16 protein-coding genes are annotated in these 16169 nt (G+C 60.2%); 13 read left to right on the top strand and 3 right to left on the bottom strand.

Going from position 1 to position 16169, the window contains the following annotated elements; translation table 11 throughout:
- Positions 1-29: 29 nt before the first annotated feature.
- The 9 genes from typA (at position 30) to I6I72_RS01885 (ending at position 8627) form a co-directional block, all read left to right on the top strand.
- On the top strand, positions 30-1940 hold the full coding sequence (typA, locus tag I6I72_RS01925; RefSeq protein WP_005531868.1) for a translational GTPase TypA: 1911 nt from the start codon (positions 30-32) through the stop codon (positions 1938-1940).
- Between the two features lie 254 nt (positions 1941-2194).
- Positions 2195-3772, top strand: a complete 1578-nt coding sequence (locus tag I6I72_RS01920; RefSeq protein WP_034657580.1) for an ABC transporter family substrate-binding protein — start codon at positions 2195-2197, stop codon at positions 3770-3772.
- Positions 3762-4631: a PIG-L family deacetylase gene (locus I6I72_RS01915; RefSeq protein ID WP_005531872.1), complete on the top strand. Its 870-nt coding sequence runs from the start codon at positions 3762-3764 to the stop codon at positions 4629-4631. The genes I6I72_RS01920 and I6I72_RS01915 overlap by 11 nt, the downstream gene beginning before the upstream one ends.
- Positions 4628-5008 (top strand): hypothetical protein, encoded by a 381-nt coding sequence (locus I6I72_RS01910; RefSeq protein WP_005531874.1) that lies wholly within the window; start codon positions 4628-4630, stop codon positions 5006-5008. Before I6I72_RS01915 ends, I6I72_RS01910 begins: the two co-directional genes overlap by 4 nt.
- Before the next feature lie 50 nt (positions 5009-5058).
- On the top strand, positions 5059-5382 hold the full coding sequence (fdxA, locus tag I6I72_RS01905; protein WP_005531876.1) for a ferredoxin: 324 nt from the start codon (positions 5059-5061) through the stop codon (positions 5380-5382).
- 103 nt (positions 5383-5485) lie between these two features.
- The gene (dapC, locus tag I6I72_RS01900; protein WP_005531878.1) at positions 5486-6583 is read left to right on the top strand and encodes a succinyldiaminopimelate transaminase; all 1098 of its coding nucleotides are present in this window, start codon (positions 5486-5488) and stop codon (positions 6581-6583) included.
- Positions 6584-6602: 19 nt separating this feature from the next.
- The gene (locus I6I72_RS01895; RefSeq protein ID WP_049151766.1) at positions 6603-7418 is read left to right on the top strand and encodes a pseudouridine synthase; all 816 of its coding nucleotides are present in this window, start codon (positions 6603-6605) and stop codon (positions 7416-7418) included.
- 51 nt (positions 7419-7469) lie between these two features.
- On the top strand, positions 7470-8033 hold the full coding sequence (locus tag I6I72_RS01890; protein ID WP_005531882.1) for a GtrA family protein: 564 nt from the start codon (positions 7470-7472) through the stop codon (positions 8031-8033).
- 210 nt (positions 8034-8243) lie between these two features.
- Entirely contained in the window at positions 8244-8627 is a 384-nt protein-coding gene (locus I6I72_RS01885) for a hypothetical protein (protein WP_005531884.1), read from the top strand.
- A 57-nt stretch (positions 8628-8684) separates the two neighbouring features.
- On the opposite strand, the gene I6I72_RS01880 is transcribed toward I6I72_RS01885, so the two are convergent.
- From I6I72_RS01880 to I6I72_RS01870, 3 genes are all read right to left on the bottom strand, one after another.
- Entirely contained in the window at positions 8685-10052 is a 1368-nt protein-coding gene (locus I6I72_RS01880; RefSeq protein ID WP_100618608.1) for an amino acid permease, read from the bottom strand.
- 123 nt (positions 10053-10175) lie between these two features.
- Positions 10176-11153: a 2,3,4,5-tetrahydropyridine-2,6-dicarboxylate N-succinyltransferase gene (gene dapD / locus I6I72_RS01875; protein WP_005531889.1), complete on the bottom strand. Its 978-nt coding sequence runs from the start codon at positions 11151-11153 to the stop codon at positions 10176-10178.
- An 80-nt stretch (positions 11154-11233) separates the two neighbouring features.
- Complete coding sequence (locus I6I72_RS01870) at positions 11234-12595, bottom strand: amino acid permease (RefSeq protein WP_049151768.1); 1362 nt, start codon at positions 12593-12595, stop codon at positions 11234-11236.
- Between the two features lie 89 nt (positions 12596-12684).
- Here I6I72_RS01870 and dapE point away from each other — a divergent pair, with 89 nt between their 5' ends.
- From dapE to I6I72_RS01850, 4 genes are all read left to right on the top strand, one after another.
- On the top strand, positions 12685-13770 hold the full coding sequence (dapE, locus tag I6I72_RS01865) for a succinyl-diaminopimelate desuccinylase (RefSeq protein WP_049151769.1): 1086 nt from the start codon (positions 12685-12687) through the stop codon (positions 13768-13770).
- A 77-nt stretch (positions 13771-13847) separates the two neighbouring features.
- Positions 13848-14612 carry an LOG family protein gene (locus I6I72_RS01860; protein WP_005531895.1) on the top strand — a complete coding sequence of 255 codons (765 nt, stop codon included), beginning with the start codon at positions 13848-13850 and terminating at the stop codon, positions 14610-14612.
- Positions 14602-15438: a dihydropteroate synthase gene (gene folP, locus I6I72_RS01855; RefSeq protein WP_100087683.1), complete on the top strand. Its 837-nt coding sequence runs from the start codon at positions 14602-14604 to the stop codon at positions 15436-15438. Before I6I72_RS01860 ends, folP begins: the two co-directional genes overlap by 11 nt.
- Entirely contained in the window at positions 15435-16169 is a 735-nt protein-coding gene (locus I6I72_RS01850) for a glucosyl-3-phosphoglycerate synthase (RefSeq protein ID WP_201807380.1), read from the top strand. The genes folP and I6I72_RS01850 overlap by 4 nt, the downstream gene beginning before the upstream one ends.

The following is a 16169-nucleotide window of genomic DNA, read 5'->3' as shown; positions in this document are numbered from 1 at the left end:
CCATTTTGCTTTTAAGGAGCACCCCACCAGTGACTAACACCGAGTTCCGTAACGTCGCCATCGTCGCCCACGTTGACCACGGTAAGACCACCCTCGTCAACGGCATGCTGGAGCAGTCCGGCGCATTCGGCGACCACGGCGAGCACACGGACCGCGTCATGGACTCCAATGACCAGGAGCGCGAGCGCGGCATTACCATTCTGGCGAAGAACACCGCCATCCACCGCAAGGGCCTTGGCAAGGACGGCGGAGACCTCATCATCAACGTCATCGACACCCCAGGCCACGCCGACTTCGGCGGCGAGGTTGAGCGCGGTATCTCCATGGTCGACGGCGTTGTGCTGCTTGTCGACGCCTCCGAGGGTCCGCTCCCACAGACCCGCTTCGTCTTGACCAAGGCGCTGGAAGCCAAGCTGCCGGTCATCATCTGCGTGAACAAGACCGACCGCCCGGACGCTCGTATCGACGAGGTCGTCAGCGAGTCTCACGACCTCCTGCTCGAGATCGCTTCCGGCCTTGAGGACGAAGAGGCAGCAGCTGCTGCTGAGACTCTGCTGGACCTGCCGGTTCTTTACGCTTCCGGCCGTGAGGGCAAGGCTTCTACCGAGAACCCAGGCGACGGCAACGTTCCTGCGGCTGAGGACCTGCAGGCGCTCTTCGACGTTATCTACGACGTCCTTCCGGAGCCTTCCGCTTCCGTCGACGGCCCGCTGCAGGCACACGTTGCCAACCTTGACTCCTCCGACTTCTTGGGCCGTATTGCTTTGCTGCGTATCTACTCCGGCAAGATCAAGAAGGGCCAGCAGGTCGCTTGGATTTCTTGGGACGACGAGGGCAACCAAGTTACCAAGAACGTCAAGGTCGCTGAGCTGCTGCGTACCGTTGGTTTCGAGCGTCAGCCGGACATCGAGGCAATTGCAGGCGACATCATCGCTATCTCCGGTATCCCAGATATCATGATTGGCGACACCATCGCTGATGTTGACAACCCCGTCGCACTGCCGCAGATTCACGTCGACGAGCCAGCAATCTCCATGACCATCGGCGTTAACACCTCTCCAATGGCAGGCCAGGGCGGCGGAGACAAGCTCACCGCACGTATGGTCAAGGCTCGCTTGGACCAGGAGCTCATCGGTAACGTGTCTATCCGCGTTCTGCCGACCGAGCGACCTGACGCTTGGGAGGTGCAGGGACGCGGCGAGATGGCTCTGTCTGTTCTGATCGAGAACATGCGCCGCGAGGGCTTTGAGCTCACCGTGGGCAAGCCGCAGGTTGTTACCCAGGTTGTTGATGGAAAGACGATGGAGCCTTACGAGATGCTCACCATCGACTCCCCGTCTGAGCACCAGGGCGCAATCACCCAGCTGCTCGCTGCTCGCAAGGGCCAGATGCAGTCCATGGACGTCCGCGAGGGTGACTGGGTTCGTATGGTCTTCCGTATCCCAGCACGTGGCCTTATCGGCTTCCGCACCCAGTTCCTGACCGAGACCCGCGGTGCAGGTATCGCGAACTCTATCGGTGACGGCCTGGATGTTTGGGCTGGTGAGATCAAGTCCCGCGCTACCGGCTCCCTGGTTGCTGACCGCTCCGGACAGATCACCGCATACGCTCTGCAGCAGCTGGCCGACCGCGGCGACTTCTTCGTCGAGCCAGGTATGGAGGCTTACGAGGGCATGGTCGTGGGCGCTAACAACCGTGATGAGGATATGGACATCAACATCACCAAGGAAAAGAAGCTCACCAACATGCGTTCTGCTACTGCAGATGCAACTGTGACCTTGGCGAAGGCTCGTACCCTTTCTCTGGATGAGGCCCTCGAGTTCTGTGGCACCGACGAGTGCGTCGAGGTTGCCCCTAACGTCATGCGTGTGCGCAAGGTCGAGCTGTCGGCTACCGACCGTAAGCGTGCGGCTTCTCGTGCAAAGCAGCTCAACAAGTAAGAGCTAGCAAGGCGCGGTCCCTTGAAAGGGGGCCGCGTTTTGTGTTTTCCGGGTCGGCGGGCGCAGCTTGTGTGCACAGTGCGAAAAGGATGCTCCCAAATTGTGAACTCGAAGCATCTAAGGCCCTGAAATTGACCAAACAGGCCCGCAAAGATGGTTCGAAGGCAGCACATGCCCAATAGCACGCCAATCACTTACTGAGCATTGACACCGACTAGAGTAGTGCTAGTTCAACCAAGAAAGGCAGGCCTTCCGTGCAGAAGCTGAGCGCAGCGACTTTGATCGCATCCATGTGCGTCTTGACCTCCTGCATGGCCAACCCGGGTCCTCCACCGGTGGAGGAAAAACCCGCAGCCGAGAGCACGGAGACGGAAACGCCGACTCCTGTTGAGGAGGAAGAGAGCACCGAGCGCGAGACCGTCGCCATCGGCGTGGACCCACTCAGCAGCGGCCTCAACCCGCACCTTGTGGCAAATAATAATGAGTTAGTCAGCCAAATCGCCGAGCTCGTGCTACCTTCTGCCTTCCACGGCGAGCACATGGACACCGACGTCCTCGCCAGCGCCGAAGAGGTCCAGCCACCCGAGGGAGTGGCACAGCGAGTGGTCTATAAAATCGCCTCGCCCGCCCAATGGTCGGATGGCACGCCCATCAGCGGGAGCGATTTCCACTACCTGTGGACGCAGATGACCTCCACCGCAGGCGTCAGCGATGCCGCAGCCTACTACGCCATCAAAGAGGTCAATACTTCCTCGGCCGGCCGCGTGGTGACGGTGGATTTCAGCGAGCGAGTAGCCGATTGGCACAGCCTGTTCGCTCACTTGCTGCCCTCCCATCTTTTGCAGGACGCCGAATTTACTCGAGCGCTCGCAGACGGAATCCCGGCATCCGCTGGGCGTTATTCCGTCGCAGGCGTCGACCGCGGCAGGGGAGTCATTACCCTCAACCGTAACGATCGCTTTTGGGGAGCTGACCCTGCGCTTGTCGACGTCGTTCAGCTGCGCACCGTCCGCAACACCGGCCAGGCCGTCAATATGCTGCGCTCCGGTCAGGTGGGATTTGTCGATTTCACCCCAGAACAAACCTCCCTGGAGAACCTCAGCCTGCTCAGCAACGTCAATGCCGGAACCGTAACCCGCGGCAGGCAGCTGCGCCTGCACCTGTCCGCGCGACAGTCTGCATTACCGGACGAGCGCCAGCGACGCGCCCTAGCCTCGCTCATCGAAACCGACCAAGTAGCCCGCCTGGCCGCCGGCCGCGCTTCGGAGCTGCGCCCTGGCCAAAACCCTGTCAGCGGGGATGTGGAGCTCGCACCGCTGCGCGAGCGCGCCGGACGCAAGCCTTTGCGCATCGCCGCGGACCCCACCAACTCGGAGGCTATGGCCGCTGCACGCACCATCGTGGACGTCCTCGAAGCTCAGGCGATTGGCGCAGAGGTCGTATCCGAGCGCACCCAAACCATCACCGGCACGCTGCTGCCTCGCGGTGAGGTCGACGCCTTGGTCTCCTGGGAGTCCCTCGCCGTCAAGCCCGCAACAATGGCTAGCCACTTCTTATGCGAAGAGGCTGGAATGGTATTCAGCGATTTTTCTGGATTCTGCCCCGAGAACTCCGAGGCAACCGTCAGCGAGATTCTCTCTGGTCGCATCTCCCCGGAGGAAGGTCTGGAGCGAGTCCGTAAGCTGAACGCTGAGCAGGTGCTTTATGTCCCGTTGATGGACGAGGTGCGTATTCACGCGTTGGGCAGGGGTATCGTAGGGCCCGGTCAAAGCATCGAGGATTGGGATGCAGGGCTAGTTACAGCACCGACGTGGAGGAAAGATGAACAATAAGGATTTACAGGGCTACCGCGTGGTGGCTGTGCACGCGCATCCAGATGACGAGGTGCTGTTTACCGGCGGAACGCTGGCGGATATGGCTGCCCGCGGCGCCGATGTCACGGTGATTACCGCGACCCTCGGTGAGGAGGGCGAGGTTATCGGCGCTCCTTACCAAGGCCTATGCGAGTCCGATCAACTCGGTGGCTTCCGCGCTCGCGAGCTTTCCGACGCCCTGCGCATCCTCGGTGTGCAGGGAATCCAGCTCGGCGGCTTTGGCTACTTCCGCGATTCCGGCATGGAGGGCTCGCCGGCCCACGACAATCCCCGCGCGTTGGTCAACCGCGTGGATGAAGCAGTGGTGCTTCTCAAGGAACACTTCGCTCAGATTCAGCCACACATCGTTTTGACTTACGGCCCGGACGGCGGTTACGGTCACCCGGACCACATCGCCGTGCACAAGGCAGTTCACGCTGCGGCGGATCCGCGCCAGCGCATTTGGTGGGCCATCTTTGAGCGCAGCGCCCACTACGCCGCGCTCGAGCAGGTGGTCGCGCCGCAGGGCTGGGCCAAGCCAGACCAGGCGTACCTCGACAACTTCACCAACGAGTCACATGCGGTAGAGCATGCGCTTTCCGACGCCGCCCTCGCCGCCAAGCGCGCCGCCATGGTTGCCCATGCCACGCAGATTTGGGTGGCTGACGCAACAGTTACGGAGACGAATCCCGAGGCAGCCGTTGCGGGGATCGTTGACCCTGAGGTGGCTGTTGGTGCTTATGGTTTGTCGAATCTGCTGGTGATGCCGTTGCTGCGCGCCGAGCACTACCAGTTGGGTCAAGGCGAGCCAGCCATCAGCTTGCTGGAGGGGCTGTGATTTTAAACCAGTTCACGCGGGGCGAGCAGGTTACCGGCTTGGTGTGGTTGGCAGTCGGTGCATTGACCTCTTTGGTCTTGGAGGTTGTCTACCTCACGGCGCGCCTTCCACTGCCCGACGGCGCAAGTGTGGCGTTTCCCATCACTATTGTTGTGGCCTGGTGGTTCAATGGAGTGCTCACGCGCACAGCGCGGCTGTGGAGTGATAATGCCTACATTGGTCTCGTGCCTTTGGCTGCTTGGTTACTTGGCTACTTAGCATTCGCGCTGGGTGCGGCGGTAACTGGGGATATGTGGCTGGCAAATAATATTCTTTCGCTTCTGCTGCTGATAGCTGGAATCGGTGGCGGAATTTTCCCATTTTTCAAACAGAAGTGACATACTGTTAAACATCCCAAAACCCGTGAAAACAGGAGTTTTAGCACCTCATGACTTACACAATCGCGCAGCCGTGCGTCGATGTGATGGACCGCGCTTGCGTTGAAGAGTGCCCAGTCGATTGCATCTACGAAGGCAAGCGCTCCCTGTACATCCATCCTGACGAGTGCGTGGACTGCGGCGCTTGTGAACCTGCTTGCCCGGTCGAGGCCATTTTCTACGAGGATGATGTTCCGGACGAGTGGATCGATTACAACGACGCAAACGCTGCGTTCTTCGATGACCTGGGCTCTCCAGGCGGAGCAGCCGCGCTCGGACCGCAGGACTTCGACGCCCCGATGATTGCTGCGCTTCCGCCGCAAAATCAGGATTAATTTTAAATTCCCGGCCCATTCATGCGCTGGCGTGAACAAGGCCGGGGTTAATTGTTTGCTAGCCGCATATTCATCGCCATAACGCTCAAGGAGTTTTAGACTCATGGCTCGCCAACCGCTCGGAAACACACTGCCTGACTTCCCGTGGAATTCTCTTGCAGACGCGAAGAAGAAGGCACAGTCGCATCCGGACGGAATCGTTGATCTGTCTGTGGGCAACCCTGTGGACCCGGTTGCTCCGGGCGTCCAGCTGGCGCTGGCTTCAAATGCGGAGGCTCCTGGATACCCGACCACTGCAGGTACGGCCGCTCTGCAGGACGCGATTCGCGGCAATGTGCATCGCCGCACCAATGTGGAGCCAGAGGCTATCGGTGTGCTTCCTGTCATTGGTCTGAAGGAAGCCATCGCTTGGCTGCCGACGTTGCTCGGCATGCGCGGTGAGCGGGTGATTATTCCGTCTGTTGCTTACCCGACCTACGAGGTTGGCGCACTCATCGCCGGGGCGACTCCTGAGCGGAATGACGACCCAGCCGCGTTCGGCGATGCTGCGATGGCATTTGTGAATTCTCCCTCCAACCCCACGGGCAACGTCTTGAGCGTGGAGGAGCTGCGCGACGTGGTGGCTTGGGCACGTGAGAACGACGCTATTGTGGCCTCCGACGAGTGCTACTTGGCGCTGGCCTGGGACGATGACAAGAAGCCGGTCTCCATTTTGGATCCACGCGTAAACGACGGTGACACCACGGGTTTGATTGCTATGCACTCGTTGTCGAAGTCCCACAACTTGGCGTCTTACCGCACCGGTTTCTTCGCTGGCGATCCGAAGCTCATCGCGGAGCTGCTGGAGCTGCGCAAGCACGCCGGTCTCATCGTGCCGGGGCCGATTCAGGCGGCGATGGTTGAAGCTCTCAACGACGACGACTCCGAGAGCTTGCAGGTTCGTCGCTATGCTGCCCGCCGTGCGAAGCTGCTGCGTGCCCTAACGGAGGCAGGCTTCCGCATTGAGCATTCTGAGGCCAGCATGTACCTGTGGGCTACCCGCGATGAAGACTGCCGCACGACGGTGGACTGGCTGGCTGAACGCGGTATTTTGGTCGCCCCTGGTGACTTCTACGGCCCAACGGGGCAGAAGTTCGTGCGCATCGGCTTGAACGGCACCGACGAGCGTATCGACGCCGCTGTTGCCCGCCTCGCGCAGTAAATAGGTCGAGGGCCTGCCCATGGCTTTTCGACCGCCAGCGCGGGAGGGGATAAGCCCGCGGAAGGCGGTGCTGCATGGCACCGTTCCTGCCGCGCCGCAGTATTGGGCGGCCGAGGCTGGGGATTCTCCTTTTCCGGCGGGTGCACTCTTAGAGCCCGGAACGCGGCTGGAGTGCCCTATTCCTGCGTGGTACCACCCAGAGGTCCCGCCGGAGCCGCCCATTCCTTTCGACTATCAGGTGCTCTATGCCGATGAGCATCTTCTTGTCGTTGACAAACCGCATTTCCTGCCCACGACGTCGAATGGACGAATCGTGCGCGAGACTCTGCAGACTCGCCTGCGCGTGGATATGGGCAATGGTGAGATTGTTCCTTTGCATCGCCTCGATAGGCTCACGGCTGGAGTTGTGGTGTGTTCGGTGAACCCACGCACGCGTGGGCTGTATCAGCACATGTTCCAGGACAGGCAGATGCACAAGACTTATCGCGCTCGGGTGACGCAGCCACTCCAGTTTGAGGGCATGGTGACGCTGAGGATGGCTAAGCCGCACGGAAGCAGACAGGTTGTCGTGGATCCGGCGGGTACGCCGACGCAGACTTTTGTGCGTGCGAGCGGCAAGGACGTGGAGCTCCAACCGCTGACCGGGCACACGCATCAGCTGCGGGTCTTGTTGAACCACTTGGGTAGTCCCATCTGCGGGGATGACACTTATCCAGTGGATAAAGGGCTGGATCTCTATGACTTCTCGGAGCCTTTGCAGTTGGTACACGAGCGCTTAGAATTTATCGATCCGATATGTGGCGCGCGGCGTCAGTTTTTCGCTGCGCAAGGGTGAAGGACTAGACTCTAATAGGTTTTAATTTTAGACGACGCTAAGGGGCGAGCTATGGCGGATTTGACCTTTGCGCGGTTTGCCTCCAATTTTGGCCAGTTCATTAAGTTCGGCATGGTCGGTGGATCAGGTGTGTTGGTGAACCAAGCGGTGTTCATTGCCACCAAAAAGATCTTTGATTCTGCTTTTGGATTGCACTACTACGATCCTTTCTGGGCGATCCCGTTCACGGATTTCAACATCCGTTGGTACAACGTCTTCGCATTCATTGCCTTTTTGGTTGCAAATATTTGGAATTACCAGCTCAACCGCAAATGGACGTTTGGCTCGGTGGAGAAGGTGTCCTGGTTGCGGGGCTTTTTCCCATTCCTCATCACGGGCGTTGGTGCGATGATCGTTTCGCAGATTGTTATGGTCGCTTTGATCAACACGAACTCGCCGGTCCAGCTACCAAGCGATATCTTCGATGACTCCTCTGGATTAAGAAACAAGAGCTACTGGGCGAATGCGATTTCCATCGTGGTCGCTATGCCGATCAATTTTGTCATCAATAAGCTGTGGACATTCCGCTCGAAGCCAAAGTCGCCTGTCGTCGTTGCCCAAGAGGATCCGCTCTAAAAGTACTTTGGCGGCAGTAAGGTGAAGGTATGAATAAGCTCTTTTCTCTTCTTTCCTGCGCTGCCCTCGCTGGTGCGTTGACTGCCTGTTCGTCTGGTTCCTCCGACAATTCGCAGGATTCTGAGCCTAGTTTCGCTGCCGCTGTGTCTGCGACGGTGACGAGCTCGGCGACGTCGGAAGAGAGCACCCGTTGCACCGAGCCTGAAGGTTGTGGACGAACAGTACTTTATGGTTAATGAGATAACTTGGGTCGTGCTCATCCGCGACGGTTATTGCTTCGTTAAGCAGAGCGGCAGTTATGCAACTTGCCAAATGACAATGGTTGATACGCCACAAGTGGAAACCCCTGTGGGAATGGATTCGGCCGATACCGTCGCTAAGAGTGAATCAGGACAACTGGAATTTGTTAAGTCGATGACCGCAGGCCTACCGGGCGGCGGCCTGGCGGACTCGGCGCCTAAGACAATGGAACCGGGCACTCGCACCACCATTCAAGGCATCACACTGACTAATGACTTTGATGGAACGTTCGCCATGGAAAGCGGAGGCAGCGTCGCGACTTTTACTCCTGACGGACATGTGTCCATCAACTAGGAGGTCCTAAAAAGGCAGTAGCACCGGCGAGGGGCCGGTGCGATCTGTTGCGGATGGCTAGTCCTCGAGCTGCTTATTGAGGCGCTTTTCGACGTCGGGAAGCGGCAGCGTCGAGGTCGGGGAAATCCCGCGCATCTTCGCATTGATGACGCTGGCGACTGCGAGAATTGCAAACATCGCTGCGGCCGAGAGCAGCTGAACACGGGCACTGGCGTCGGTCAGCATGAGCACCGCAATGGCCGCGAAGATGGCCAGGGAGAACCACGTGAGGTACGGGAAAGCCCACATACGAATGGGCAGCGGGTGGATAGCTTCCAGGCGGCGGCGCAGGCGCAGCTGGCTCACCGCGATGAATACCCACACGATGAGCAGGGAAGCGCCAGCAGAATTGAGCATGAAGCGGAGCAACCAGCCCGTGTCGGCGTAGTTGAGCACGACCATGACCACAGAGAGGAGCACCGACAGGGCGATGGCGTTGGTGGGGACGCCGCGCTCGTTGGTCTTGGTAAAGATCTGCGGTGCCTCGTGGCGAGAGGCCAGCGAGTGCATCATGCGCGAGGAGGCGTAGATCTGCGCGTTGAATGCGGAGAGCAGTGCCAACACGATGATGACTTCCATGAAGCCGGCGGCCACCGGAATACCAGCGCGGTCGAGCACCTGAGTAAACGGCGATTGTGCTGCGGTGTCAGCGCCGCCGAGAGTGGAATACGGTAACAGGAAGGTGATGACCAGAACGGAGCCCAGGTAGAAAACCGAGATACGTAAGATGGTGGAGCGCACCGCGTTGACGAGGGACTTCTCAGGGTCCTCAGACTCGGCGGCCGCGATGGCTACTACCTCGATGCCGCCGAATGCGAAGGCAACGGCGAGCAGACCTGCAGCGACGCCGCCGAGGCCATTCGGCATGAAGCCGTCTTCGAGGAAGATCTTGGTACCGATGAACTCGTGCCCTGGTAAAAAGCCAAAAATGAGCAGGAAGCCCACGATCAGGAAGGCGACGATGACAATGACCTTGATGGCAGCGAACCAGTATTCAAACTCGCCGAAGAGGCGTACGCGCAGGAGATTGACGATGCCAAAGAATGCTACGCACACTGCGGCCGGAATCCACGGCGATACATTGAACCACGAACCTATGAAGCCGGCCGCGCCGGTGATTTCAGCGCCTAGGACTGCAACGGTAGCGAGCCAGTAAATCCAGCCTTGGGTAAATCCGGCCCAGCGTCCGATGCCGTGTTCGGCATACTCAGAGAAGGAACCGGAGGCGGGGATAACGGTGCCCATCTCGCCGAGCATCTGCATCACGAGGATGGCGAGGAAGCCAGCGATGAGGTAGGCGAGGAGCACAGCGGGGCCTGCGGCGGAAATACCAACGCCGGTTCCAAGGAAAAGGCCCGCGCCTATGGTTGAGCCGAGGCCCATCATGGTGAGGTGGCGGACCTTGAGGCCGCTGCCAAGAGAGCCTGATGAGGAAGATGTCGATGCAGTCACCTTCCCAGTTTAGAACGCGCCTGCGAGGGGGCTATGAACCGGGGGCTCGGCAGAAGCTTAGTTCTTGTGCAGGTCCTCGTTGAGGGCTACTGCATCGGCCTTCCACTCGGTGGCTTCGACGGCACCGGAGACGGAGTTGCGGCGCAGCAGGACGCCAGAAGCTCCGGAGAGCTGTGAGCCCTTGACGGTGTCGCCTTCCTTGACTCCAAGAGCCTCGGCGATCTTGCCGAACACGGCGATCTTCGTGCCAGCGGTGACGTAGAGGCCGGCCTCGACTACGGCGTCGTCGCCAAGCGAGATGCCAATACCCGAGTTGGCGCCCAGCAGGCAGCGCTCGCCGATGGAGATGACTTCTTTGCCGCCACCAGAAAGCGTGCCCATGATGGAAGCGCCGCCGCCAACATCAGAGCCGTCACCGACCACAACACCCGCGGAGATGCGGCCCTCAACCATGGAGGCGCCCAGGGTTCCGGCGTTGAAGTTCACGAAGCCCTCGTGCATGACCGTGGTGCCCTCAGCGAGGTGAGCACCGAGGCGGACTCGGTCGGCGTCGCCAATGCGGACGCCGGTCGGCACGACGTAGTCCACCATGCGCGGGAACTTGTCCACCGAGTAGACAGTAACGGGGCCGCGGGAGGACAGGCGGCCGCGGACCATCTGGAAGTCGGCAACCGCGCAAGGACCGTAGTTGGTCCACACAACGTTAGCCAGCAGGCCGAAGATGCCGTCCATGTTCAGGCCGTGCGGCTTGACCGCGCGGTGGGAGAGGAGGTGGAGGCGCAGGTATGCGTCGTAGGTGTCCACCGGGGCCTCATCCAGATCCTTGATGGCGGTCTCAACTGCAACGCGAGCCACGCCGCGCTCCTCGTCCGGGCCCACCAGCGCAGCGAATTGCTGTGGGGTCTGCTCCAAGCGGGTGGTGCCGGTCTTCGTGACGTTAGCGTCCTCGCCGATGTGAACGGCAGGGAACCATACGTCAAGGACGGTTCCATCGTGGGTCAGGGTGGCAAGGCCGCGGGCGGATGCAGAAGTCATATCTAGAAGTGAACCTTTTGATTGCCGGGAATCGCCCGAGAAACCCCAGGCGACATCTTTTACCGCTACAGCTTACACAGCTAGCTAGTTTCCGTAGCTACTTGGCGCGGTTTTGTGAACTGCGACGCAACGACGAGGAAGGCCGTTAGTACGAGCACGGCAATGACCTGGTTGCGGGCAGAGGGATCGAGGAGCATGAGCACGACCAGCACCGCCATGGCCAACAAAGTGGCCCATGGCAGTACCGGGTAGGCGATGACGCGGATGGTGGTCAGCTCGTTGTTGGCAGCCATGATGGGGTGCAGCTTCAGGTAGGAAGCAACCACGAAGGTCCAGATCACCAGCAGGCAGCCGCCGACCGCATTGAAGAGGAAGGCCAGAAGTCCTGGTGGGTTCCAGAACTGCAGGAGTACCGATGCGAAGGCGCAAACCATCGAGAGGATGACGGCAAAGACCGGGGAGCCGGAAGGGTTCTTGGTGAGGAAGACCTTAGGTGCGGAGCCATCCTTGGACATGTCATGAACAAGGCGGGAGGTGGCGTAGATCTGCGCGTTGAACGCGGACAGCAGTGACAGGGCGATGATGACTTCCATGAAGCCTGCAGCGAATGGGATCTTGGCTGCTTCCAGAACCAGGGTGAACGGGGAATCCGCGGCAGCGTCGGCATCCTGAATGTCGGCGAATGGCAGGATCATCGTGATGACTACGATGGCGCCGATATAGAAGACCATGATGCGGAAGATGACCGCGCGGACTGCGGTTGCCACGTTGTGTGCTGGATCCTCAGACTCAGCGGCGGCAATGGTCACCACTTCAATACCGCCGAAGGCGAAGGCCACAGCAAGCAGTCCAGCCGCAAAGCCAGGTAGGCCATTAGGCAGGAAGTTCTCAGTGAAGTTTGTGCCGGCTAAATCGCCGTTGAATCCAGGCAGCACGCCCACGAACATGAGGACACCAACGACGAGGAAGGCGATGATAACCGCGACCTTGATGATGGCAAACCAGAACTCGAACTCACCGAATCCGCGGACTGCGGCGAAGTTCACCACGGCGAAGAAGGACACAGCGATGAGCGCTGGGATCCAGGGGGCGATGTCAAACCACGAGGAGATAATGGCTGCAGCGCCGGTAATCTCTGCGCCCATAACCATGACTAGCATGAACCAAAAAATCCAGCCCAAGGTGAAACGGGCCCAGTTGCCGAAAGCCTGTCCGGCATAGGTGGAGAAGGAGCCCAGGGAAGGGCGGGCTGCGGCCATCTCGCCGAGCATCCACATGATGACGGCTACGAGGGCGCCGGCTATCGCATAGGAGACGAGAACCGAGGTACCGGAAATCTGAATACCGAGACCAACGCCGAGGAACAGACCAGCGCCGACGGCCGATCCGAGACCCATCATGGTGAGGTGGCGAGTCTTTAGTTGCTGTGTGGCATCTGCCATATTCATCCGCCTTTTGTGACGCGCTTTAAGTTGACCAAGGGGATATTACACAATGCAGCAGACATCCGTGGACGCTACGATGGCGCTTTGTGACTTTAGATCTGTTTGCGTCCCCGATCGAATTGACCAAAGCGCTCGTTGATATTCCGAGCCCATCGCATCACGAGGAGGCGATTGCCGATGCAGTCGAAGCCGCCCTGCGCGGCCTCGACAGCGAAAAAGTCGAGGTAGTGCGCTATGGCAATACCGTATGCGCGCGCACCAACTGGGGCAAAGATTCCCGTGTGGTCTTGGCTGGCCACATCGACACCGTGCCTTTGGCTGACAACGTTCCCCACCACATGGAAGGGGACATCATGTGGGGGTGCGGCACCGTCGACATGAAATCCGGCATGGCTGTGTATTTGCATGCTTTCGCCGCGCTTTACGACGCCCCAGAGCTCGCCCACGATCTCACCGTCATCGCCTATGAGGGCGAGGAGGTGGCCACCGAGTTCAATGGCCTGGGACACCTACAAAAGGATCATCCGGAGTGGTTGCACGGTGATCTGGCGCTGCTCGGCGAACCCTCCGGCGCCATGATCGAGGCAGGCTGCCAGGGCACCATCCGCCTGCGGGTCACGGCCCACGGCACCCGCGCCCACTCTGCCCGCGCCTGGCTGGGCTCTAATGCTGCCCACACGTTGGCTCCGGTGTTGATGAACGTGGCCAACTATGTTCCGCGTGAGGTCACCATCGACGGCTGTACCTATAAGGAAGGCCTGAACATCGTGCACCTGGAGTCGGGTGTGGCCACGAACACGATTCCCGACGAGGCCTGGATGTTCGTCAACTTCCGCTTCGCGCCGGACCGCAGCCTGCCGGAGGCAATGGCGCACATGCGCGAGGTCATCGGCGAGCACGAGAACGTCAGCATCGAGGTTGACGACGAAGCTGGCGCGGCACTTCCCGGGCTGGGACAGCCTGCGGCACGCGCGCTTGTCGACGCCGTCGGCGGCCAGTTCCGCGCCAAGTTTGGCTGGACCGACGTGGCCCGCTTCTCCGAGATGGGCACGCCGGCCGTGAACTTTGGCCCGGGCGATCCCGGGTTTGCTCACAAGAAGGACGAGCAGGTCCCCATCGAGCAGATCACTACCGTATCCACTGCACTCCTGCAGTACCTGACCACCGCTTAGGCGCTACAGTCGTACAAGCCACCCTCCCGCAGTTACCCCAAGCGTCCCAAAGCACCCCGAAAACAAGGAAGTATCCCATGTCGCCTGAAAGAAACCGCACCCTCCGTGGCCCACTGCTTTTGCGTACCGATGGCCAGCAAGAGTCCACCTTCGATCAGCGCCTTTTGGAGTCCGGCGCTGACCACGAGTGGCAGCACGCCGATCCGTGGCGAGTGCTGCGCATCCAGGGTGAGTTCGTGGCCGGATTCGACGCTCTGTCCAAGCTGCCCAAAGCAGTTACCGTGTTTGGCTCAGCGCGCATGGGGGAGGGCACACCAGAGTACGACCTGGGCGTGCGCGTTGGCGAGGCGTTGGCCAAGTCGGAATATGCCGTCATCACTGGCGGTGGCCCCGGCGTCATGGAGGCCGCCAACCGCGGCGCATATGAAGCAGATGGGCTCTCCGTGGGCCTAGGCATCGAGCTCCCGCACGAGCAGGGGCTCAATGAGTACGTGGACCTGGGACTGAACTTCCGTTACTTCTTTGCTCGCAAGACGATGTTCCTCAAGTACTCTCAGGCGTTTATCTGCCTGCCTGGTGGCATGGGCACCATGGACGAGTTTTTCGAGGTGCTGTGCATGGTTCAGACCGGCAAGGTGACCAACTACCCAATTGTGCTCATGGGTACCGAGTACTGGTCGGGTCTCGTTGAATGGCTCAAGTCCACCTTGGCGGCGGGTGGTTTCATCAACCCGGAGGACCTCGATCTCTTCCTCGTCACCGATGACGTCGATGAGGCGGTTGCCCATATCGTGGAGTGCCACAAGGTGATGAGCGACAAGCGAGTCCGCAATGAGCGCTAGCCTCGCCCGAGTCATGGCGATTGTCAATCGCACCCCTGACTCTTTTTATGACAAAGGCGCCACCTTCGCGGAGGAACTTGCCATTGAGCGTTGCTCGGAGGTCATCAAACAGGGCGCCAGCATTGTCGACATTGGCGGCGTGAAGGCTGGGCCTGGCGAAGCCGTCGATGCACAGGAAGAAATCGATCGCGTGGTTCCCACCATCGCTGCGGCGCACGAACGCCACCCGGACGTGATCATCTCCGTCGATACGTGGCGTGCCAGCGTGGCCGAGGCAGCCATCGCCGCCGGCGCCACGCTCGTCAACGACACCTGGGCTGGATGGGATCCCGAGCTCATTGAGGTAGCCGGCCAGCACAAGGTGGGCTACGTCTGTTCCCATACCGGCGGCGTGACTCCGCGCACGCGTCCGTATCGCGTGCACTTTGACGACGTCGTCGCAGACGTCATCGCCGAGACTACGGCGCTGGCGGAAAAGGCAGCCACGCTTGGCTGCCCGGAAGAGCTGGTCTATATCGATCCCACACACGACTTTGGCAAGAATACCTTCCACGGTTTGGAGCTGCTGCGTCGCATTGACGAGGTGGTGGCCACCGGTTGGCCGGTGCTCATGGCCCTATCAAACAAGGACTTCGTAGGGGAGACCTTGGATCGCGGCGTCGGCGAGCGCGTCTTTGGCACTCTGGCGGCCACGGCTTGGTCTGCCGCGCATGGCGTGGCAGCATTTCGCGTCCACGAGGTTGCGGAAACCCTCGACGTCATCCGCATGACCGCCGCCATCCAGGGGCACATGGCGCCGCTGAACACAACACGTGGGCTTGCATGAACGTCAGCGTTATCATCCCCGCGTTGAATGAGGAAGCCACCGTCGCCGATGTCGTACGCGCCTGCCGTGCGGATAACCCGGCAGAGGTCCTCGTCATCGATGCCGACTCCGTCGATCTCACTGCGCAACGCGCGCGTGACGCCTGGGCGACGGTGCACAACTGGCGGGACATCCTTCCCGACATTTCTCCTCGCCCAGGAAAAGGCGAATCCCTATGGCGCGGGGTAGCTGCCGCGCGAGGAGACATCGTGGTTTTTGTCGATGCAGACTTAGAATCTGCCCGGCCGGGAATGGTCAAGGAGCTTGTTGCTCCGTTTACTGAACCGCGAATACAAATGGTGAAGGCTACCTACCGCCGCACTATCGACGGCGCTCCCAGCGGCGGTGGCCGCGTCACGGAGCTCACAGCAAAGCCGTTGTTGCATATGTTTTTCCCTGAGCTCAGCGTCATCTCCCAACCGCTGGGCGGGGAGTATGCGCTGCGACGCGACGTCGCATGTGCCCTGCCGTTTGTCTCCGGGTACGGGGTCGAAGCAGGACTGCTAATCGACGTCGCCAAGCGCTACGGCGTGGAATCAATCGCCGAGGTGGACTTAGGAGAGCGCGTGCATCGCAACCGACACCTCCACGAGCTTGCCCCCATGGCTGATGTCGTGGCGCAGACAATCCTCTCGCGTGCCGCAGTCGTAGGTCCTATTGATCAACGCCTCGCCCTTAACAGTAAGCTCTAG

The sequence above is a fragment of the Corynebacterium striatum genome (assembly GCF_016728105.1).
In the GTDB taxonomy this organism is placed as follows: Bacteria; Actinomycetota; Actinomycetes; order Mycobacteriales; family Mycobacteriaceae; genus Corynebacterium; species Corynebacterium striatum.
The sequence above is the reverse complement of the archived record's forward strand: the minus strand, read 5'-3'. Positions and strand labels throughout refer to the sequence as shown.